The organism is Rothia halotolerans, from assembly GCF_004136635.1.
In the GTDB taxonomy this organism is placed as follows: domain Bacteria; phylum Actinomycetota; class Actinomycetes; order Actinomycetales; family Micrococcaceae; genus Rothia; species Rothia halotolerans.
The window spans coordinates 129699-150987 of sequence record NZ_NOIU01000002.1; the positions used below are offsets into that span (position 1 = coordinate 129699).

The window sequence follows — 21289 nt, forward strand, 5'->3', positions numbered from 1 at the left end:
ACCGCATGATCTCCATCCTGTTGGCGGCGGCCTTCGGGCTGATCCTCACGATCGCCGGGACCCCCCTGTTCACCAAGTTCCTGGTGCGGCAGCAGTACGGGCAGTTCATCCGCGAGGACGGCCCCACGAGCCACCTGACCAAGCGCGGCACGCCCACCATGGGCGGCGTCGTCATCATGGGCTCCACGGTGGTGGCGTTCTTCCTGGCCCTGCTGATCACCATGCTGCTGACCGGCCGCTGGCAGCCGCCCGGGCTCTCGGCGCTGCTGCTGCTCTTCCTGATGCTGGGGATGGCCGCCGTCGGCTTCATCGACGACTTCAAGAAGATCGCCCGGAAGCAGTCGCTCGGCCTCACCGCCGGCGGCAAGATCGTGCTGCAGGGCGCCGTGGGGATCATCTTCGGCGTGCTGGCGCTGGTGCTGCCCGACTCCTCGGGCTGGACGCCTGCGACGACGCAGATCTCCTTCACCCGGGACATCCCGTGGCTGGACCTCTCCTTCGGGATCCCCGTGCTCGGCGTCATCCTCTTCGTGGTCTGGGCGAACCTGATCTCCACCGCGACCACCAACGCCGTCAACCTGACCGACGGCCTGGACGGGCTCGCCACCGGCGCCTCGATCCTGGTCTTCTCCGGCTACCTGATGATCACCATGTGGCAGGGCAACCACCTGTGCGGCGCGAACGCCGCCTCGGGCATCTGCTACGACGTGCAGGAGGCCGGGCAGCTCGCGGTGGTCGCGGCGGCGCTGATCGGCTCCCTGATCGGCTTCCTGTGGTGGAACACCTCGCCGGCCACGATCTTCATGGGCGACACCGGCTCGCTGGGCCTGGGCGGCGCGCTGGCCGGCTTCGCGATCCTCTCCCGCACCGAGCTGCTGCTGGTCGTGCTGGCCGGGCTCTTCGTCGTCATCTCGGCCTCGGTGATCCTCCAGGTCGGGTACTTCAAGCTCTCGGGCGGCAAGCGGATCTTCAAGATGGCGCCGCTGCAGCACCACTTCGAGCTCAAGGGCTGGAAGGAGGTCACCGTCGTCGTGCGGTTCTGGATCGTCGCGGGGCTGTTCGTGGCGCTCTCCCTGGGGATCTTCTACGGCGACTGGCTGCTGAACAACGGAGGAGTGCTGAATTGATGCGAGCGAGCAACGCCAACCCCGTCCTGGGCGACGAGCGGCTCGAGGCCCTGACCACGTGGGACTCCGACTGGGCCGGGCTGCGGGTCGTCGTCGTCGGCGTCGGCGTCTCCGGGTTCGCCGCGGCGGACACCCTGATCGAGCTCGGGGCGCGCGTGGTCGTCGTGGACGGCAAGGACACCGAGGAGAACCGGTACAAGGCGCAGACGCTGGGGATCGTGGGCGCCGTGGACACGGTGCTGGGCACCGGCGCGACCGACTCCCTGCCCGACGTCGAGGGGGAGCGGCCTGAGCTGGTCGTCACCTCGCCCGGCGTCCGGCCGACCACCGGCGTCCTCGCGCAGGCCGTGGAGGAGCGGGTGCAGATCTGGGGCGACGTCGAGCTGGCCTGGCGCGTGCGCCGCCGCGCCGGGCGCCCCACCGCCGAGTGGGTGTGCATCACCGGCACCAACGGCAAGACGACGACGGTCGGGATGACCGCCTCGATCCTTCAGGCCGGGGGCCTCGAGGCGATCGCGGTGGGCAACGTGGGGACGCCGATCCTCGACGCCCTGCGCGACCCCGTGGACTACGAGGTCCTCGCCGTCGAGCTCTCGAGCTACCAGCTGCACTGGTCCTACTCCCTGGCCCCGCTGGCCTCGGCCGTGCTGAACATCGCCGAGGACCACCTGGACTGGCACGAGGGCTACGCCAACTACATGGCGGACAAGTCGCGGATCTACGAGAGCACCCGGGTGGCCTGCGTCTACAACGCCGCCGTGCCGGACACCGAGCGCATGGTCGAGGAGGCCGACGTCCAGGAGGGCTGCCGTGCCGTCTCCTTCACCACCGACACCCCGTACCTGTCCCAGCTGGGCATCGTGGACGGCCTGCTGGTGGACCGGGCCTTCGTCGCCGAGCGGAAGACCTCGGCCGCCGAGCTCGGCGCGGTGGAGGACACCGGCGAGCTGCCCACCCGGCACACCGTGGAGAACGCCCTGGCCTCGGCGGCGCTCGCCCGGGCCGCCGGCGTCGAGCCCGCGGCGGTGCGCGACGGCCTGCGCGCCTACGAGCCCGGCGCCCACCGGATCCAGCCGGTCGCGACGACGCACGGGGTGCTCTGGGTCAACGACACCAAGGCCACCAACCCCCACGCCACCGCCGCCTCGCTGGGCTCCTTCGACCCGGTGATCTGGATCGCCGGCGGGCTGTCCAAGGGGGTGCGCTACGAGGAGCTCGTGGCCGCCCACGCCGGGCGGCTGAAGGCCGTGGTGCTGATCGGCACGGACACGGCAGGACTCCTCGACGCGCTGCGGTCGCAGGCGCCGGACGTCCCCGTCCACCGCGCCGGGGAGGGCCTGCCCGAGGCGGACGGCGACGCCGTGATCCGCCGCGCCGTCGAGATCTCCCATGGCCTGGCCGAGCAGGGGGACACGGTGCTGCTGGCCCCGGCGGCGGCGTCGTTCGACCAGTTCGCCTCCTACGGCGCCCGCGGCGACGCGTTCATCCGGGCCGTGACGGAGCTGGTGGAGCGGGTCTCCGGGGAGGACGAGGGGGAGCGGGGCCGATGAGCACCGCGGCCCCCGACCGGCAGGACCGGAGGCACCGGCCCCTCGCCCGCACCAGGTCCGTGAGCCGCTCCGCCTTCCGGGGCGTGTACCGGTGGATCGTGACGGGCTCGATGACCAGCGCGGCCGTGGGCATCGCGCTGTCGGTCATGGGGCTCACCGTGCTGGGCTGCATGATGGTGCTCTCGGCCTCCTCGGTCGAGCAGATCGCCTCGGAGGCCTCGCCGTACGCCCTGTTCATCCGCCAGGCGGTCTTCGCCGTGCTCGGCATCGTCGTGATGTTCGTCGCCTCCCGGATCCCCATCGGCTTCTGGAAGCACCGCAAGGTGGTCTTCGCCTTCATGGGCGTCGCCCTGGTCATGCTGCTGATGGTGATGAGCCCGCTCGGCGTGGCGATCGGCGGCAACCGCAACTGGCTGAGCCTCGGCTTCGTGCAGTTCCAGCCCGCGGAGCTGGCCAAGTTCGCGGTGCTGCTGTGGGCCGCGTGGGGCCTGGCGAAGTCCACCCACGTGGCGACCAGCGTCCGCGCGGCGCTGATGCCCTCGTGCCTGGGATTCTTCCTCACGGTCGCCCTGGTGATGCTCGGGGGCGACGCCGGGACGGCGATCGTCTTCGTGCTCATCTACGGCGGTGCGCTCTGGTTCGGACGGGCCCCGCTGAAGATCTTCGGGTACTCCCTGATCGGCGTCGCCCTGCTGAGCGTCGTCATCGTCGCGGCCAGCCCGGCCCGCATCCAGCGCGTCATCGGCTGGCTCGTCCCCTCCCAGTGCGGCGCGGACGAGACCTGCTTCCAGTCCAACGCCGGAATGGCGGCCCTGGCCTCGGGAGCCTGGTGGGGCGAGGGCCTGGGCCAGTCGCGCCAGAAGTACAACTACCTCCCCGAGGCCCACAACGACTTCATCTTCGCGATCCTCGGCGAGGAGCTGGGCTTCATCGGGGCGCTGGTGGTGATCGGGCTGTTCGCCATCCTGGCCCTCTCCCTGGCGCGCATCATCCTGCGCTCCAGCGACCGGTTCGTCCGGGTCGCGGCGGGCTGCACCCTGGCCTGGTACGTGGGGCAGGCCTTCGTGAACATCGGCATGGTCACCGGCCTGCTGCCGGTCATCGGCATCCCGCTGCCCTTCATCTCCTACGGGGGGACCTCGCTGGTGGTCTCCCTGTTCACGGCCGGATTCGCGATGTCGCTCGCGCGCACGCCGACGCACCCGGCGATCGAGCTCAGTGCCCTGGAGGAGCCCGAGTCCCGCGTAGACTAGTGGCCGGTCGAGGATTCCCCCGACGACCTTCGAGACCCCTCGGGAGCCGAGTTGAACGAATCACTGTCAGTCGTCGTGGCCGGCGGCGGCACCGCGGGCCACGTGTCCCCGATGCTCGCGATCGCCGACGCGGTCCGGGCGACCCGTCCGGAGTCCCACGTCGTAGCGGTGGGCACCACCTCCGGCCTGGAGACGCGCCTGGTCCCGGAGGCCGGGTACGACCTGGAGTTCATCGAGCGGGTCCCGCTCCCGCGCCGTCCCAGCGCCGACCTGCTGCGCCTGCCCGGCCGCTTCCGCCGCGCGGTGGCGCAGGGCCGGGAGATCCTGCGGCGGCACCGCGCCGACGTCCTGGTCGGCGTCGGCGGCTACGTGTGCACCCCGATGTACATCGCCGCGGCGCGGGAGAATGTGCCGGTGGTGATCCACGAGGCGAACCGCCGGCCGGGCATCGCCAACCGGGTGGGCGCCCGGCGGGCCGCGGTGGTCGCCACCGCGTTCCCCGACACGCCGCTGAAGGGCGCCCGGTACGTGGGCATGCCCATGCGGCGGGGCATCGCCCTCTCCGACCGGGAGGCGGACCGGGCCGGCGCCCGCCAGCTCATGGGTCTGCAGCCGGCGCCGCCGACCATCATCGTCACCGGCGGCTCCTCGGGGGCGCAGAGCCTCAACCGGGCCGTCGCCGACTTCGTCCTCAGCCCCGAGTGGGAGCGGGCCGACGCCCAGCTGCTCCACATCACCGGCGCCGGGAAGCAGGTCCGGGACGACGCGGGCGAGCTGGTGGCCGCCCCGGCGTACTACCAGACGGAGTACGTCGACGGCATGGAGAACGTCTATGCCGCGTGCGACCTGCTGGTCGCCCGCTCGGGCGCGGCGACCGTGAGCGAGGTGGCCGCCGTCGGCTGCCCCGCCGTCTTCGTCCCCCTGCCGATCGGCAACGGCGAGCAGGCGCTCAACGCCTCGGAGCTGATCGATGCCGGCGCCGCCCTCATGGTGCGCGACGCCGACCTCACCGCGGGCTGGCTCGTGGAGAACGTCCTGCCGCTGGTCCACGACGCCGATCGCCTGCGCGCGATGTCCGAGGCCGCCCGGAACCAGGGCCACCGCGACGCGGCCGAGCGCATGGCCGACCTCATCGCGCAGGCCGCCACCGAAGGAGGAACCCGCCGATGACCACGCAGCCGTCCGCCTCGCCCCACGGCCTCCCGGACTTCATGACCCCGCCCTTCCCGGAGCGCCCCGACCCCGCCGGGCTCGGCCGGGTCCACTTCGTCGGGATGGGCGGCACCGGGATGTCCGCCGTCGCCGACCTGCTGCTGGAGCGGGGGCTGCCCGTCTCCGGCTCGGACGCGAAGGACGGCGCCGCGCTGGAGGTGCTCCGCGGCAAGGGCGCCGCGGTCCACATCCCGCAGGACGCCCGGAACGTCGAGGGCGCGGACACGGTGGTCGTCTCGACCGCCATCCGCGAGGACAACCCGGAGCTGGCGGCCGCCCGGGCGGCCGGCCTGCGCGTGCTGCACCGCTCGGACGCGCTGGCCGCCGCGATGGGGGAGAACCGCACGATCGCCGTCGCGGGCACCCACGGCAAGACCACCACCAGCTCGATGATCGCCGTCATGCTCGACGGCGTCGGCGCGCGTCCCTCCTTCGCGGTGGGCGCCTCGATCGCGGCGCTGGGCACTAACGCGGCCCTGGGCGAGCCCGGCCCCGAGGGGTGGTTCGTGGCGGAGGCCGACGAGTCGGACGGCTCCTTCGTGAAGTACCGGCCCGCCGTCGCGGTGGTGACCAACGTCGAGGCCGACCACCTGGACTTCTACGGCACGCCGGAGGCCGTGGTCGAGGCCTTCGAGCGCTTCGCCCAGTCGATCGCGCCCGGCGGCGTGCTGGTGGCCTGCGGCGACGACGCCGGCTCCCGCACGCTCGCGCAGCGGCGCCGGGCCGAGGGCGCCCCCGTGGTGACCTACGGCACCGAGCCCGGGGCGGACATCCTGATCTCCGACGTCTCGGGGGACGGCACGAGCTCCTCCGCGGCGCTCTCCTGGGCCTTCGAGCTCGGCGGGAGCACTCTCGAGGGGCAGTGCGAGCTGCGGCTCGCCGTACCGGGGGTGCACAACCAGCGCAACGCCGCGGCCGCGATCGCCTGCGCCCTGATCGCCGGGGTCGACCCCGCCCGGGCCGCGGAGGCCCTGGGCGCCTACACCGGCGCGGCCCGCCGCTTCGAGCTCCGCGGCGAGGAGAACGGGGTGAAGGTCTTCGACGACTACGCCCACCACCCGACCGAGGTCGCCGCGGCCCTGCAGGCGGCGCGCACCGTCGCCGCCGGGCACAACGTCTACGCCCTGTTCCAGCCGCATCTGTTCTCCCGCACCCGCGAGTTCGCCCGGGCCTTCGCCGAGGCGCTCTCGCTGGCCGACCGCGCCTTCGTCGTCGACATCTACCCCGCCCGCGAGGAGCCCATGGAGGGCGTGACCAGCCGGCTGATCACCGAGGCCGGGTTCACCGAGGTCCGCTACGCCTCCTCGCTGCACGAGGCCGCCGCCCGGATCGCCGCCTCCGCGGCGCCGGGGGACATCGTCATGACCATCGGCGCCGGCGACGTCACGGAGTTCGCCCCCATCCTGCTGGCCGGACTGGCCGAGGCCGGGGGAGGCCGCCGGTGACGCCCTTCCACCGACCGAGGCTGCCGCGGCTCGTCCGGCGGGGCGAGGAGGATCGCCGGACGCCGGAGGAGCCGCCCGCCGGTGCCGCCCCGGAAGCGTCGTCCCCCGCGGCCTCCCCGGAGGAGCCCGGGGAGGCCGCGGCCGCTGGTCGGGAGGCTGCGCCGCCGGCGACTCGGCGGGCCGCTCCGCCGGAGCCCGGGCCCGAGGCCGCGGGGAGCCGGCCCGCCCCCGTCCGCATCAACGCCGTGGGGAAGGTCGCGCCGCTGGGACCGGGGGACCGCCCGACGCCGCCGAGCGCGCCGGAGGTGCCGGAGGACTCCGCGGACGTCCTGGACTTCCCCGGTCGCCGCGCGGACGCCGGCCGCCGCCGGCCCCTGCGCTGGATCCTCGGCGTGCTCGTCGCGCTGGCGGCGCTGGCGGCCTTCGCCCTCGTGGTCTTCTACTCCCCGCTGCTCGCGGTCCGCGACATCACGATCGAGGGCACCGACCGGGTCCCGGAGGCCGAGGTCCGTCAGGCACTCGAGCCCCTGCAGGGGGTGCCGCTGACCCGGATCGACGACGAGCGGGTGCGCGAGCTGGTCGGCGAGGACATCATGGTGCGCGACGTCCGGGCCGAGGCCCACCCGCCGCACGAGCTCGTCGTCAACGTGACCGAGCGGGTCCCGGTGGCCACGGTGAAGGAGGGCGACCAGTTCGTCCTGGTGGACAACGACGGCGTCGCAGTGGGAGCCGTGGGCTCCGCCGAGGAGGCGGAGGTCCCGCAGATCGACGGCGGGCTCGCCGCGGTGCAGGGCGACTCCTTCGGCGAGCTGGTGCGCGTGCTGCAGGCCCTGCCGCAGCCGCTGCTGGAGCAGATGCAGAAGGCCGAGGCGGAGTCGGACTCCGACCTGCGCCTGCAGATGCGGGACGGCTCCACCGTGGTGTGGGGGACGTCCGAGGACAGCGAGTTCAAGGCGGAGGTGCTCACCAGCCTGACCGAGGCGCTGGGCGACCGGGGCGCCGGCCTGACCTACGACGTCTCCAGCCCGGAGTACCCCGTGACGCGCGGCTCCTGAGCCGGAGGCGTCTCACCCTCCCCATTATTCAACCTTCAGTTGAAGGTGAAGCATGGGGAGGGGAAAGGGTGCGTCGCGGCGGATTGACAGGAAAATCTTAGGCGCGACACCCGCTATTGGTGCAACAGCTTTTTCGGACTTGATAGTCTGTATGAGGTATTGAAAGACGCCGTACCCAAAGCATCTGACGCGGAACTTTGACCTTGAAGTCGAAGTTGAAAGATGTCGACCGGCGGCTCCACGCTCTAATCGAGGAACTCATGGACGTTACTACTCCCCAGAACTACCTGGCCGTCATCAAGGTCGTCGGCATCGGCGGTGGCGGCGTGAACGCCGTCAACCGGATGATCGAGGTCGGGCTCCGCGGCGTTGAATTCATCGCCATCAACACGGACGCGCAGGCGCTGCTCATGTCCGACGCCGACGTCAAGCTCGACGTCGGGCGGGAGATGACCCGGGGGCTGGGCGCCGGGGCCAACCCGGAGGTGGGCCGCCAGGCCGCCGAGGACCACGAGGAGGAGATTGAGGAGGTGCTCAAGGGCGCCGACATGGTCTTCGTGACCGCCGGCGAGGGCGGCGGCACCGGCACGGGCGGCGCGCCCGTGGTGGCCCGCATCGCCCGCTCGCTGGGCGCCCTCACCATCGGCGTCGTGACCCGCCCCTTCACCTTCGAGGGCCGCCGCCGGTCCAACCAGGCCGAGACCGGCATCGAGGCGCTGCGGGACGAGGTCGACACCCTGATCGTCATCCCCAACGACCGCCTGCTCTCGATCTCGGACCGCAACGTCTCGATGCTCGACGCGTTCAAGTCCGCGGACCAGGTGCTGCTCTCGGGCGTCCAGGGCATCACCGACCTGATCACCACCCCGGGTCTGATCAACCTCGATTTCGCCGACGTGAAGTCGGTCATGCAGGGCGCCGGCTCGGCGCTGATGGGCATCGGCTCCGCGCAGGGCGAGGACCGGGCCGTCAAGGCCGCGGAGCTCGCGATCGCCTCGCCGCTGCTTGAGGCCTCGATCGACGGCGCCCACGGCGTGCTGCTGTCCATCCAGGGCGGTTCCGACCTCGGTCTCTTCGAGATCAACGAGGCCGCCCGCCTGGTCCAGGAGGTCGCGCACCCGGATGCCAACATCATCTTCGGCGCCGTGATCGACGACGCGCTGGGCGACGAGGCGCGGGTCACCGTGATCGCGGCGGGCTTCGACTCCCTCAACCCGGAGACCAACAGCAACAGCCAGTCCTCGCAGCAGGCGGGCGCGGGCCGGGGCCAGCAGCAGGGCTTCGGCGGCTCCCGCCAGCCCGCCGCCGCGCCGGCCGGCGGCGCGCAGCGCAGCGGGTCCACCGCCGCGAGCCAGTGGCAGGACAACTCGGACGTCCCGGCCAACGCCGGCTTCGACGTCGACCTCCCCCCGGCCGTGGAGCCGCAGGAGGAGCAGGGTTCGTCCCGCAAGGACTCGCTGGACGTCCCCGACTTCCTCAAGTAGGAAGCCGATGCGCCGCCCCGTGCCGGGGCGCGCATCACCCGGGGCCGCTCGTCGGGCGGGCCCCGGGACCGGCCGCAGGGCTCGGGCCGCCGAGGGCGGGGTGGCGCAGGCCGCCCCGCCCTCGGCGTCTCCGGGGCGGCGCCCGGCCTCCGCCCCGCGCGGCGGCTGTGTGAACGAACGATCGAGGAGGGCAGTCGTGGTGGTGGAAGAGCACGGCGTCCCGGCGCGTCCCGCGGGGGTGCCTCCGGCCTCGGAGGGCCTCTACGCGCGCGCTGACCTGACCGGCGGCACGAGCCTGGCCTTCACCGTGGTCCCGGCGGGCAACCTCGGGCTCCACGTGGGCGAGGACCCCGCCGCCGTCCAGGCGAACCGGCGGGGGCTCGAGCGCCTGCTCGGCATCCCGGAGCGCGGGACCCTCTTCCTCGAGCAGGTGCACGGCACCGCCGTCGCGCGCGCCGAGGACCAGGAGCCGCTCAGGCCCCGGGGCGCGGCCGAGGAGCGGGCCGTCGCCCCCGTGGCCGACGCCGCCGTGACCTCCACCGGCAGGCCCCTGGCGGTCCTGACGGCCGACTGCCTCCCGATCGTCTTCACCAGCGAGGACCCCGGCCTCTACGGCGTCGCGCACGCGGGACGGCGGGGACTGCTGGACGGCGTCGTCGGGGAGGCCGTCCGGACGCTGCGCGCGCTGGGCGGCACCGGGCTGACGGCCTGGATCGGCCCGGCGATCTGCGGGGCCTGCTACGAGGTCCCGGAGGAGATGGCCCGCGACGCCGTCCGGCTGGCCCCCGGCATCGCCTCCCGCACCTCCTGGGGCACGCCCTCCCTGGACCTGCGGGCAGCGGCCGAGGAGCGGCTGCGCGAGCTGGGCGTCCCCGCGGCCGCCGGGACGCGGGGCTGCACCGCGGAGGAGACGGACCTGTACTCGCACCGGCGGGAGCCGGGAGCGGGCCGGATCGCGGGCATCGTCTGGCGCCGCGGGGAGGATACCGCGGAGGAGAGGAGCACCACCCATGGATGAACTGCGCTGCGAGCCCGGGCGCGCCCGCGAGCTCGAGGCCGGCTGCCGGAGGGTCGCGGAGGAGGTCGCCGCGGCGGCGGCCGAGACCCCGCCCGGGATCAGGGCCGAGGGGCTCGACGTCGAGCTCATCCCGGTCACCAAGTTCTTCCCGGCCTCCGACGTGGCCGCCCTGTACGACGCCGGCGTCCGCGCGGTGGGGGAGAACCGGGACCAGGAGGCCTCCGCCAAGGCGGCCCGGCTGATCGCCTCGGGGCGGACGGAGCTGAGCTGGCACTACATCGGCCAGCTCCAGACGAACAAGGCGAAGTCGGTGGTCTCCTACGCCTCGAGCGTCCACTCGGTGGATCGATCCTCGCTCGTGGCGGCGCTGGCCAAGGCGTACCGCCGGCGCCTCGAGGCGTGGGAGGCCGGCGAGGCCGCGGCCCCGCCCGCGCACGCCTCCGGAGGTCTCGAGTGCCTCATCCAGGTGGACCTCGAGGAGGGGGCCGCCGGCCGGGGCGGCGCGGCGCCCGCCGAGGTCGGCCGCCTCGCCGAGGAGATCGAGCAGGCCGAGGGCCTGCGGCTGGGCGGCCTCATGGCCGTCGCCCCGCTGGGCGCCGAGCCGGGGCCGAGCTTCGAGCGGCTCTGGGAGATCAGCCAGCGGCTCCGGGCGGAGCACCCGCAGGCGCGGCAGATCTCGGCCGGGATGAGCGGGGACTGGGCCGAAGCGATAAGATGGGGGTCCACGAGGGTCAGGGTCGGCAGCTCCATCATGGGCCCCCGGCCGGAGGCCACCGGCCCAGCCTGACTGTTGGCTGGGAGGGGGCGTGTTGCCCCTCGGATTCCGAGGGCCGCCCGGCGATAATTGACCGATACGCGACGGTACCCGGCGGCGCCGGGCCCGTTCAGACGAACATCATCGAGGAGTCTCAACATGGCCGGAACTCTGCGGCAGGCGATGGTCTTCCTTGGCCTGGCCGACGACGGGTACGAGCAGCAGCCCGCACCCCAGAAGCGCCGGCCCGAGCCGGAGGCCGAGCAGGACCTCGAGCCCGCCGAGTCCTTCCAGGAGGAGCCGGAGTACGAGCCGGCCCCCGTCCAGCAGCCCGCCCCCCGCCGCGCGAGCCGTCAGCCGGAGAGGCAGGCCGCGGCCCTCGAGCCCGTGGGGGAGCCGGAGCCGGAGGACGACGTCGAGCCCCCCGCGGAGCAGCCCGAGCACCGGGCCCCCGTGACACCCATCAAGCGTGCCGAGGCACAGAGCGAAAGCGACAACGAATTGCGACGCATCACCACCATCCACCCGCGCTCCTACAAGGACGCCAAGGTGATCGGCGAGTCATTCCGGGACAACATCCCCGTCATCATGAACGTGACGGACATGGACGTCTCGGAGGCCAAGAGGCTGATCGACTTCTCCTCGGGCCTCACCTTCGCCCTGAACGGGAGCATCGAGCGGGTGACCGAGCAGGTGTTCCTGCTGACCCCGGCCAATCTGGAGGTCCTGGCGAACGACGTCGCGGACACCGGCTACGAGCACGAGGAAGTGCCCGTCTTCAACCAGCGCTAGCCCCGTCCCGACGCCCCGCCGACGAGTAGGTAATCCGTGGTCTCCATCCTCGCCCTGTTCAACTTCGCCCTGTACCTGCTGCTGCTGGTCCTGATGTTCCGGCTGGTCCTGGACTGGGTGCAGAGCTTCGCCCGGTCCTGGCGTCCGAAGGGCGTGGCGCTGGTCTTCGCGTCCAGCGTCTACTCGCTGACCGATCCGCCCATGCGCCTGATGCGCCGCATCATCCCGCCGCTCAACCTGGGCGGCATCTCCCTGGACATGGGCTTCCTGGTCCTGGTCCTGGGGATCGGGCTGGTGCGGGCCATCGTGGGCGGGCTGATGATCTCCGCCGGCTGACCCACCGCCGGAACACGACGCGCTGCCCGCAGGGGCAGGGCGAGGGACGGTGGCCCGCCGGCCGGTGCGCGCTAGGATGAGTCTCAGGCTAGCTACCGACCGTCGGCCGGAGCCTACCGGTGACCCGGACCCACATTTCTAGACACGAGGTGACATCCATGGCATTGACCCCCGAGCAGGTCATCAACAAGACCTTCCAGCCCACCAAGTTCCGAGAGGGCTACGACCAGGAAGAGGTCGACCTCTTCCTGGACGAGGTGGTCGCCGAGCTGCGGCGCCTCAACACGGAGAACGAGGACCTCCGCCAGCAGCTCAGCGAGGCCGGGGTCTCCGCCCCCGTGAGCATCGGCACGGAGGACGAGACCGTCTCCGAGCCGGTCCGGACGGCGTCGGACGACGCCGCGGACTCCTCCGAGGACGTCCAGCCCGAGGCGCAGGCAGAGGAGCCCGTCGAGGCCGAGGCCCCCGCCCAGGAGCCCGAGCCGCTGCCCGCCGTCGAGGAGCAGACGGCCGATCAGCCCGCCCCGGCCGCCCCCGCGCAGTCCCAGGCCGCCCCTGCCGCGTCGGACTCCTCCTCCGAGTCCGCCGCCGCGGTGATCGCGATGGCCCAGCGTCTGCACGACGAGTACGTGGCCCAGGGCGAGGCCGAGCGCCAGCGCCTGATCGACGAGGGCCAGTCCGCCGCCGACTCGCTGGTCTCGGACGCCGAGACCCGCCGCCAGGACGTGCTGGCGAGCCTGGAGGAGGCCAAGCGGAGCCTGGAGACCGACGTCGAGTCGCTGCGCGGCTTCGAGTCCTCCTACCGCGCGGAGCTGCGGAGCTACCTCAAGGAGCGCCTCGACGACCTCGAGAACGGCCCCTCGCTCGAGCCGGTCTCCTGATCCCTCCCGTCCATCCCGTCCGGGGGCCGATGCCGCGCGCATCGGCCCCCGGACGAGTCTGCGCCGCCGCGCCCCCGCGGTGCGGCGGCCACACCCCCCGTGTCAGCCGAGCCCAGGAGCGCTGAACCCGTGAGCACCCAGTCCGCCGGACGCCCCGAGGGGCCCGGAGAGGCATCCGGCCGAGGGCGCCGCCCCCGGCCGCTCGCGGGCGCGCCCCTGCTGCGCGGCCGGCTGGCCGCGGCGGCCCTGCTGCTGATCGGCTACGGGGCGGATCAGCTGACCAAGTGGTGGATCGAGAGCACGCTCCGGGAAGGGCAGTCGATCACGGTGGTCGACGGGCTGCTGTGGTGGAGGTTCATCCGCAACCCCGGGGCGGCGTTCTCCATGGGGGAGTCCTACACCTGGATCTTCACCATCGTCATGGCCGTGGTCGCCGCCGTGGTGGTGGCGGTCCTCCCGAGGGCCCGGCACCGCTGGTGGCTGCTCGCCCTGGGCGGGCTGCTGGCCGGCGTGCTGGGCAACCTGACCGACCGGCTGTTCCGGCAGCCCGGCTTCGGCGTCGGGCACGTGGTCGACTTCATCTCCGTGCCCCACTTCGCGATCTTCAACATCGCAGACACCCTCATCTGCGTCAGCATCGCGGGCATCGCGCTGCTGACGCTGAGGGACGTGCCGCTCACCGGCGTCCGCCGGGGAGCCGAGGAGCAGGAGGAGACCGCGTGAGCGAGACGACCGAGAAGCAGGACGTCTGGACGGTGGGTCCCGAGGACGAGGGCACGCGGCTGGACGCCGCGATCGCCGAGCGGACCGGCTCCTCCCGCTCCGCCGCCGCCGCCTGGTGCGGCGAGGGCAGGGTGTTGGTCGAGGCGGAGGACAGGCCGCTGCGGCCCGCCAAGTCCCTGCGGCTGCCCGCCGGTGCCCGGGTCAGCGTCGTCGTGCCGCCGGCGGGGGAGACGGTGCGCGTCATCGCCGAGACCGTCGACGGGTTCTCGATCCTCCACGAGGACTCGGACATCGTGGTGGTGGACAAGCCCGCCGGCGTCGCGGCCCATCCGAGCCCCGGCTGGCACGGGCCCACCGTGGTGGGGGCGCTGGCCGCGGCCGGCGTCGGGATCTCCACCTCCGGGGCGGCCGAGCGCCGGGGCGTGGTCCACCGGCTCGACGTCGGCACCTCGGGCCTGATGGTGGTGGCCAAGAACGAGGCCTCATACTCCGCGCTCAAGCGCGCCTTCAAGGAGCGGACGGTCGAGAAGGTCTACCACACGATGGTCCAGGGCATCCCGGACCCCCTGCGCGGGACCATCGACGCCCCCATCGGCCGGCATCCCGGGCACGAGTGGCGCTTCGCCGTCGTAGAGGACGGCCGGGCCTCGGTGACCCACTACGAGGTGATGGAGGCCTTCGGGCCCGCCGCGCTGGCCGAGGTGCATCTGGAGACCGGGCGCACCCACCAGATCCGGGTGCACTTCTCAGCGCTGCACCACCCGTGCTGCGGCGACCTCACCTACGGCGCCGACCCCCGTCTCTCGGCGCGGCTGGGGCTGACCCGGCAGTGGCTGCACGCCCGCCGGCTCGGGTTCCAGCACCCCGGCACGGGGGACGCGGTGGAGTACCTCAGCGAGTACCCGGCGGACCTGGAGTTCGCCCTCGAGGCGATGCGCAGCGGGGACGCGCTGGGCTGATCCGCGTCCATCGCGGGGAAGGGGCCCCGCCCCGCGCGATGGCCTAGAATGGACGGGTGACTTCCACGGCATCCTCCTCCAAAGGCTTCACGCACCTGCACGTCCACACCGAGTACTCGATGCTCGACGGCGCGGCCCGCCTGGACGACCTCTTCGAGCACGCGCACGAGCTCGGGATGGACTCCGTGGCGACCACCGACCACGGGTACCTCTTCGGCGCCTTCGACTTCTGGAACAAGGCCCGCAACGCCGGGATCAAGCCGATCATCGGCGTCGAGGCCTACGTGACGCCCGGCACCGCCCGGCAGGACCGCACCAGGGTCAAGTTCGCCGAGGGCGGGCGCGGGGACGTCTCCGGCGGCGGCGCTTACACCCACATGACGCTGCTGGCCGAGAGCACCCAGGGCATGCACAACCTCTTCCGCGCCTCCTCGCTGGCGTCGCTGGAGGGCCACTTCTACAAGCCCCGCATGGATCGCGAGCTACTGAACACCTACTCGGAGGGCCTGATCGCGACGACGGGCTGCCCCTCCGGCGAGGTCCAGACCCGCCTGCGGCTGGGCCAGTACCGCGAGGCCCGCGAGGCGGCGGCCGAGTTCCGGGACATCTTCGGCAAGGAGAACTACTTCTGTGAGCTGATGGACCACGGGCTCTCGATCGAGAAGAACGTGAGCAGCGACCTGCTGCGCCTGGCCAAGGACCTCGACCTGCCGCTGGTCGCCACCAACGACCTCCACTACACCCGCGCCGAGGACGCCAAGGCCCACGCCGCGCTGCTGTGCGTGCAGTCGGGGTCCACCATCCAGGACCCCAAGCGTTTCAAGTTCGACGCCGACGAGTTCTACCTCAAGTCCCCGGCCGAGATGCGCGAGGTCTTCCGCGACTTCCCGGAGGCCTGCGACAACACCCTCGCCATCGCCGAGCGCTGCAACGTGGAGTTCGACACCAGCGCCAACTACATGCCGAACTTCCCCTGCCCGGAGGGCGAGAACGAGGAGTCCTGGTTCGTCAAGGAGGTCGAGAAGGGCCTCCACTACCGCTTCCCGCAGGGCATCCCGGACGAGGTCCGCAAGCAGGCGGAGTACGAGACCGGCATCATCATCCAGATGGGCTTCCCTGGGTACTTCCTGGTGGTGGCCGACTTCATCAACTGGGCCAAGAGCCAGGGCATCCGCGTGGGCCCGGGCCGCGGCTCCGGCGCCGGCTCGATGGTCGCCTACGCGATGCGCATCACCGACCTGAACCCGCTGGATCACGGGCTGATCTTCGAGCGGTTCCTCAACCCGGACCGCGTCTCCATGCCCGACTTCGACGTCGACTTCGATGATCGCCGCCGCTCCGAGGTGATCCACTACGTCACCGAGAAGTACGGCGAGGACAAGGTCGCCATGATCGTCACCTACGGGACGATCAAGGCCAAGCAGGCCCTGAAGGACTCCTCGCGCGTGCAGGGCTACCCGTTCTCGATGGGCGAGCGGCTGACCAAGGCCATGCCGCCGGACGTCATGGGCAAGGGCATCAACCTCACCGACGTCTACGACAAGGACGCGAAGCGCTACAGCGAGGCCGAGGAGCTGCGCGAGCTGCTCGCCGGCGACGAGGACGCCCGGAAGGTCTTCGACACCGCCGAGGGCCTCGAGGGACTCAAGCGCCAGTGGGGCGTCCACGCGGCGGGGGTGATCATGTCCAGCCGCAACCTGATCGACGTCATCCCCATCATGCGCCGCGAGCAGGACAACCAGGTCATCACGCAGTTCGACTACCCGACCTGCGAGGGCCTCGGACTGATCAAGATGGACTTCCTGGGGCTGCGCAACCTCACCATCATCTCCGACGCCCTGGCCAACATCGAGTCCAACCGGGGCGAGACGCTGGACCTGGAGACGCTCGGGATCGACGACCGTCCCGCCTACGAGCTGCTGGCGCGCGGCGACACGCTGGGGGTCTTCCAGCTCGACGGCGGCCCCATGCGCCAGCTGCTCAAGCTCATGCGCCCCGACAACTTCGAGGACATCTCCGCGGTCATCGCCCTGTACCGGCCGGGGCCGATGGGCGCGAACTCGCACACCAACTACGCCCTGCGCAAGACGGGGGCGCAGGAGATCACCCCCATCCACCCGGAGCTGGCGGAACCGCTGGCGGAGATCCTGGACACCACCTACGGCCTGATCGTCTACCAGGAGCAGGTCATGGCCATCGCCCAGAAGGTCGCCGGGTACTCGCTCGGACAGGCGGACATCCTGCGCCGGGCGATGGGCAAGAAGAAGAAGGCCGAGCTGGACAAACAGTACGAGGGCTTCCACCAGGGCATGCTGGACAACGGCTACTCGGAGGACGCGATCAAGACGCTGTGGGCGATCCTGCTGCCCTTCTCCGACTACGCCTTCAACAAGGCGCACTCGGCGGCCTACGGCCTCGTGGCGTACTGGACCGCCCATCTCAAGGCGCACTACCCGCAGGAGTACATGGCCGCGCTGCTCACCTCGGTGGGCGACGACAAGGACAAGCTCGCCCTGTACCTCAACGAGTGCCGCCGGATGGGCATCACGGTCTTCCCGCCCGACGTCAACGAGTCCGCCCTGAACTTCACCCCGGTGGGGCAGGACATCCGCTTCGGCATGGGGGCCGTGCGCAACGTCGGCTCCAACGTGGTGGACGCGATGGTCGCCGCCCGGGAGGAGCAGGGGAAGTTCACCTCCTTCCACGACTTCCTCAAGAAGGTGCCGGCGATCGTCTGCAACAAGCGGACCATCGACTCGATGATCAAGGCGGGCGCCTTCGACGACCTGGGGCACCGGCGTCGTGCCCTGTCCCAGGTCCACGAGGAGGCGATCGACGCCACGGTCTCGGTCAAGCGCCAGGAGGCCGCCGGCCAGTTCGATCTCTTCGGCGGCATGGGCGTCGAGGAGGCGGATCCCAGCGCCGACCTCGCCGTCGCGATCCCGGACGTCCCCGAGTGGGAGCGGCGGGACAAGCTGAACTTCGAGCGGGAGATGCTCGGCCTGTACGTCTCGGACCACCCGCTGCGGGGGCTCGACGACGCCCTGGGCCAGCTCTCCGACTCCTCCGTGCAGTCGCTGCTGGACGAGGACGGGAAGCCCGACGGCGCGACCGTGACGCTGGCGGGGATGATCACCTCGGTGCAGCGCAAGGTCGCGAAGACCAGCGGCAACGCCTATGCCCGGGTCGAGCTCGAGGACCGGACCGGCTCCATGGAGGTCATGTTCTTCGGCAAGGTCTACGCCCCGATCTCCGGGGTGCTGGCCGAGGACCTCATCTGTACCATCAAGGGCCGCCTCCAGCGCCGCGACGACGGCACGGTCACGGTCTCGGCGCAGGAGCTCAAGGTCCCGGACATCGATCCGGACGGGCAGAAGGGCCCCGTGGTGATCTCGCTGCCCGAGCACCGCGCCACCGAGCAGAACCTCCGCGAGCTGGAGGGCATCCTCCAGAACCACCGGGGCGACACCGAGGTGCGGATGATCCTCGCCGGCCGCACCAAGGATGTGCTGATGAGGCTCTCCCCGCGGCTGAGGGTCAATCCGAACCCCGCCCTGTACGGCGATCTGAAGGTGCTCTTCGGCTCGGCATGCCTCGAGAAGGCGTCCTGACGGCGAAGGGCGTTAAACTGGTGGAATGACATCGACTTCCAGCACCTTCGCCACGACCGGAGCGCCGGAGCCACGGCTGCGCGTCATCGACCTGAGGGGGCGCCGGCTCAGCGACGCCGAGTTGCGCGCCGTCGTCCCCCGGCAGAGCGGCGACTTCGTCTCCTCCGCCGAGGAGGCGGTCGCGGGGATCCTGGAGGACGTGCGGCACCGGGGCGCCGCGGCCCTCCGGGAGCTCGCGGCGCGCTTCGACGGCGTCGAGCAGCAGCGTCTGCGCGTGCCGGCCGAGGCCATCGCCGAGGCCGTCTCCGGCCTGGACCCTGCGGTCCGCCGCGGCCTGGAGGCCGCGATCGAGCGGACCCGGGCGTTCGCGGCGGCCCAGCGGCCCGCCGACTCGAGCATCGAGGTGGCCCCCGGCGCTCACCTGACCAACCGCTGGACGCCGATGCGGCGCTCCGGCCTCTACGTGCCGGGCGGGCTCGCGGTCTACCCCTCCTCGGTGGTCATGAACGTGGTCCCGGCGCAGGCGGCCGGCGTCGAGTCGGTGGTCCTGTGCACCCCGCCGCAGCGCGAGTTCGGCGGGCTGCCCCACCCCACCACGCTGGCCGCGGCCGGCCTGCTCGGCGTGGACGAGGTCTGGGCGATCGGCGGCGCGCAGGCGCTCGGCGCGATGGCCTACGGGATCGAGGACGGCGAGGACCGGCTGGAGGCCGTGGACATCCTGACCGGGCCGGGCAACATCTACGTCGCGATGGCCAAGCGGCAGCTGCGCGCGCTGGTGGGCGTGGACGGCGAGGCCGGCACCACGGAGATCGCGGTCATCGCGGACTCCTCGGCGCGCCCGGACTTCGTCGCCGCCGACCTCATCTCCCAGGCCGAGCACGACCCGAACGCGGGGTCCCTGCTCATCACCGACTCCCAGGAGACGGCCGAGGCGGTCGCGGAGGCCGTCGCCGAGCAGGCAGCGGTCACCCGGCACCGGGAGCGGGTGGCCACCGCGCTGGCGGGCCAGCAGTCCGGCGTCATCCTCACCGAGGACCTCTCGGAGAGCATCCGGGCGGCCGACGCCTATGCGGCCGAGCACCTCGAGATCCACACGCAGGACCCGGCAGGGGTCGCGGCCCGGATCCGCAACGCCGGCGCGATCTTCCTGGGCCCCTACAGCCCCGTCCCGCTGGGGGACTACGCGGCCGGCTCCAACCACGTGCTGCCCACCGGCGGCTCCGCGGCACACGCCGGCGGGCTCACCACGGCGACCTTCATGAAGCCCGTGCAGATCGTCGACTACTCGGCCGAGGCGCTGGCAGAGGTGGGCGAGGCCGTCGTCGCGCTCTCCCACGCCGAGGACCTCCCCGCCCACGGCGCGGCGATCACCGTGCGCGGGGCCGCCGCGAAGGAGCGTCCCTGATGCACTGCCCCTACTGCCGCCATCCGGACTCCCGCGTGGTCGACTCGCGGGTCGCCGACGACGGCTCGGCCATCCGCCGCCGCCGCCAGTGCGCGGCCTGCGGGCGCCGCTTCTCCACGCTGGAGACGACCACGGTCAACGTGATCAAGCGCTCGGGGGCGACCGAGCCCTTCACCCGGTCCAAGATCGTCTCGGGCGTGCGCAAGGCGTGCCAGGGGCGGCCGGTCAGCGAGGACGACCTCGCGCTGCTCGCGCAGGAGGTCGAGGAGAGCATTCGGGCCCGCGGCGTCGCGGAGATCGACGCCAACGACGTCGGGCTGGCCATCCTCGCGCCGCTGCAGCGCCTGGACGAGGTCGCCTATCTGCGCTTCGCCAGCGTGTACCAGGCCTTCGAGGGCCTCGGGGACTTCGAGCGGGCGATCGAGACCCTGCGCGCCGAGACCGCGGAGCGGGCCGGTGGCGCCGGGCAGGAGCCGGAGGCGGTCGAGGACGAGTCCGGCGAGGAGCCCGCCCCGCGCCGGGGCCGGGGCGCACGGCGCTCGGAGACGACGCGGAGGAAGCGCTCCGCTGAGACGGCCGAGGAGCCGGACCAGCCGCGTCTGCTCTGACCTCCGGGACGTTCCCGGGCCGTCGCAACCCGGCGGAGGAGAGCCTTGGACTGGACCCCGGCATGTGGTTAGATGGAACCGGACGCCGATACTTGCGGAGGGGAAGCCGCCAAGTGTCGGCGTCCGTTCTCGTCTACGCCCGGGGCCCGGTCACCTCGTTCCGGTGCTCCCGCTCGCCGGGCTGCCCGGAGGCGAACAGCGAGGCCCCGACGATCCCCGCGTTGTTGCGCAGCGCCGCCGGCACGATGGGGGTGCCGACGTCCAGGTAGGGCATGAACTTCTCGGGCTTGCGGGACACTCCGCCGCCGACCACGAAGAGGTCGGGGGAGAAGAGCCGGTCCACCTTGGCGAAGAACCGCTGCAGGCGGGCGCCGTACTCCTTCCAGGAGAGCCCCTCGCGCTCCCGGGCCCGGACGGAGGCCCTGGCCTCGGCGTCGGCCCCGTCCAGCTCCATGGCCCCCAGCTCGAGGTTGGGGACGAGCACCCCGTTGTGGATGATCGCCGAGCCGATGCCCGTGCCCAGGGTGATGGCCATGACCAGGCCGTCCTGGCCGCGGCCCTCGCCGTAGATCGCCTCGGCCAGGCCCGCGGCGTCGGCGTCGTTCACCGCGTAGACCTCCCGGCCCAGCGCCTCGCGGACCGGGCCAGCCAGGTCCGCGCCGATCCAGGAGTCGTCGATGTTGCTCGCCGACCAGGTCTTCCCGTCCTTGATGATGGCGGGGAACCCCAGCCCGACGGCGGAGGAGGGCTCGGGCGCCGGATCGCGCCGCTGGAGCTCCTCGACGATCCGGCCGATCACCGGGATCACCGTGGCGGGGGTGGCCGGGTGGGGCGTGTCGATCCGGTGCCGCTCGCCCACCAGCGAGCCGGTGCGCAGGTCCACGATGCCGCCCTTGATCCCGGTGCCCCCGATGTCGACGCCGATCGCCAGATGGCGCGGCGAGGGCGGGGGCAGCTCCTCCGCGTGGTTCAGGTCGGCGGCGACGGCCACCTCGGGCCGCACGGATGCGTTCTGGCTCATGGGACTCTCCTTGTTCGTCGGGCGAGGCGGGAGGCCGGGCGGGTTCCGCTCCGGC

18 protein-coding genes are annotated in these 21289 nt (G+C 72.3%); 17 read left to right on the forward strand and 1 reads right to left on the reverse strand.

The window, feature by feature from the left end; all coding sequences use genetic code 11:
* The first annotated feature begins 5 nt into the window (after positions 1-5).
* From mraY to nrdR, 17 genes are all read left to right on the forward strand, one after another.
* Complete coding sequence (mraY, locus tag EWV39_RS05595; protein WP_129657613.1) at positions 6-1127, forward strand: phospho-N-acetylmuramoyl-pentapeptide-transferase; 1122 nt, start codon at positions 6-8, stop codon at positions 1125-1127.
* Entirely contained in the window at positions 1127-2677 is a 1551-nt protein-coding gene (gene murD, locus EWV39_RS05600; protein WP_129657615.1) for a UDP-N-acetylmuramoyl-L-alanine--D-glutamate ligase, read from the forward strand. Before mraY ends, murD begins: the two co-directional genes overlap by 1 nt.
* Positions 2674-3930 carry an FtsW/RodA/SpoVE family cell cycle protein gene (locus EWV39_RS05605; protein ID WP_129657617.1) on the forward strand — a complete coding sequence of 419 codons (1257 nt, stop codon included), beginning with the start codon at positions 2674-2676 and terminating at the stop codon, positions 3928-3930. Before murD ends, EWV39_RS05605 begins: the two co-directional genes overlap by 4 nt.
* Positions 3931-4041: 111 nt before the next feature.
* Positions 4042-5100, forward strand: a complete 1059-nt coding sequence (locus EWV39_RS05610; protein WP_238148227.1) for a UDP-N-acetylglucosamine--N-acetylmuramyl-(pentapeptide) pyrophosphoryl-undecaprenol N-acetylglucosamine transferase — start codon at positions 4042-4044, stop codon at positions 5098-5100.
* Complete coding sequence (gene murC, locus EWV39_RS05615; protein WP_129657621.1) at positions 5097-6587, forward strand: UDP-N-acetylmuramate--L-alanine ligase; 1491 nt, start codon at positions 5097-5099, stop codon at positions 6585-6587. Before EWV39_RS05610 ends, murC begins: the two co-directional genes overlap by 4 nt.
* The gene (locus EWV39_RS05620; RefSeq protein ID WP_129657623.1) at positions 6584-7642 is read left to right on the forward strand and encodes a cell division protein FtsQ/DivIB; all 1059 of its coding nucleotides are present in this window, start codon (positions 6584-6586) and stop codon (positions 7640-7642) included. Before murC ends, EWV39_RS05620 begins: the two co-directional genes overlap by 4 nt.
* A 260-nt stretch (positions 7643-7902) precedes the next feature.
* Complete coding sequence (gene ftsZ / locus EWV39_RS05625) at positions 7903-9126, forward strand: cell division protein FtsZ (protein ID WP_129657625.1); 1224 nt, start codon at positions 7903-7905, stop codon at positions 9124-9126.
* Positions 9127-9322: 196 nt separating this feature from the next.
* The gene (locus EWV39_RS05630; protein ID WP_337589938.1) at positions 9323-10144 is read left to right on the forward strand and encodes a purine nucleoside phosphorylase YfiH/LACC1 family protein; all 822 of its coding nucleotides are present in this window, start codon (positions 9323-9325) and stop codon (positions 10142-10144) included.
* Positions 10137-10931: a YggS family pyridoxal phosphate-dependent enzyme gene (locus EWV39_RS05635; protein ID WP_129657629.1), complete on the forward strand. Its 795-nt coding sequence runs from the start codon at positions 10137-10139 to the stop codon at positions 10929-10931. Before EWV39_RS05630 ends, EWV39_RS05635 begins: the two co-directional genes overlap by 8 nt.
* Before the next feature lie 126 nt (positions 10932-11057).
* Positions 11058-11690, forward strand: coding sequence for a cell division protein SepF (gene sepF, locus EWV39_RS05640; protein ID WP_129657631.1), 633 nt, complete (start codon positions 11058-11060; stop codon positions 11688-11690).
* Between the two features lie 36 nt (positions 11691-11726).
* The gene (locus tag EWV39_RS05645) at positions 11727-12026 is read left to right on the forward strand and encodes a YggT family protein (RefSeq protein WP_129657633.1); all 300 of its coding nucleotides are present in this window, start codon (positions 11727-11729) and stop codon (positions 12024-12026) included.
* Positions 12027-12184: 158 nt separating this feature from the next.
* On the forward strand, positions 12185-12907 hold the full coding sequence (locus tag EWV39_RS05650; RefSeq protein WP_129657635.1) for a DivIVA domain-containing protein: 723 nt from the start codon (positions 12185-12187) through the stop codon (positions 12905-12907).
* Between the two features lie 129 nt (positions 12908-13036).
* The gene (gene lspA, locus EWV39_RS05655; protein WP_238148113.1) at positions 13037-13630 is read left to right on the forward strand and encodes a signal peptidase II; all 594 of its coding nucleotides are present in this window, start codon (positions 13037-13039) and stop codon (positions 13628-13630) included.
* Positions 13627-14589: an RluA family pseudouridine synthase gene (locus EWV39_RS05660; RefSeq protein WP_129657636.1), complete on the forward strand. Its 963-nt coding sequence runs from the start codon at positions 13627-13629 to the stop codon at positions 14587-14589. The genes lspA and EWV39_RS05660 overlap by 4 nt, the downstream gene beginning before the upstream one ends.
* A 119-nt stretch (positions 14590-14708) precedes the next feature.
* Positions 14709-18200, forward strand: coding sequence for a DNA polymerase III subunit alpha (dnaE, locus tag EWV39_RS05665; RefSeq protein ID WP_238148232.1), 3492 nt, complete (start codon positions 14709-14711; stop codon positions 18198-18200).
* Between the two features lie 25 nt (positions 18201-18225).
* Complete coding sequence (gene hisD / locus EWV39_RS05670; protein WP_129657640.1) at positions 18226-19605, forward strand: histidinol dehydrogenase; 1380 nt, start codon at positions 18226-18228, stop codon at positions 19603-19605.
* Positions 19605-20213: a transcriptional regulator NrdR gene (nrdR, locus tag EWV39_RS05675; protein ID WP_129657642.1), complete on the forward strand. Its 609-nt coding sequence runs from the start codon at positions 19605-19607 to the stop codon at positions 20211-20213. Before hisD ends, nrdR begins: the two co-directional genes overlap by 1 nt.
* A 133-nt stretch (positions 20214-20346) precedes the next feature.
* Here the strand turns inward: nrdR and ppgK are convergent, their stop codons facing one another.
* Positions 20347-21234 (reverse strand): polyphosphate--glucose phosphotransferase, encoded by an 888-nt coding sequence (gene ppgK / locus EWV39_RS05680; RefSeq protein ID WP_129657644.1) that lies wholly within the window; start codon positions 21232-21234, stop codon positions 20347-20349.
* Positions 21235-21289: the final 55 nt, after the last annotated feature.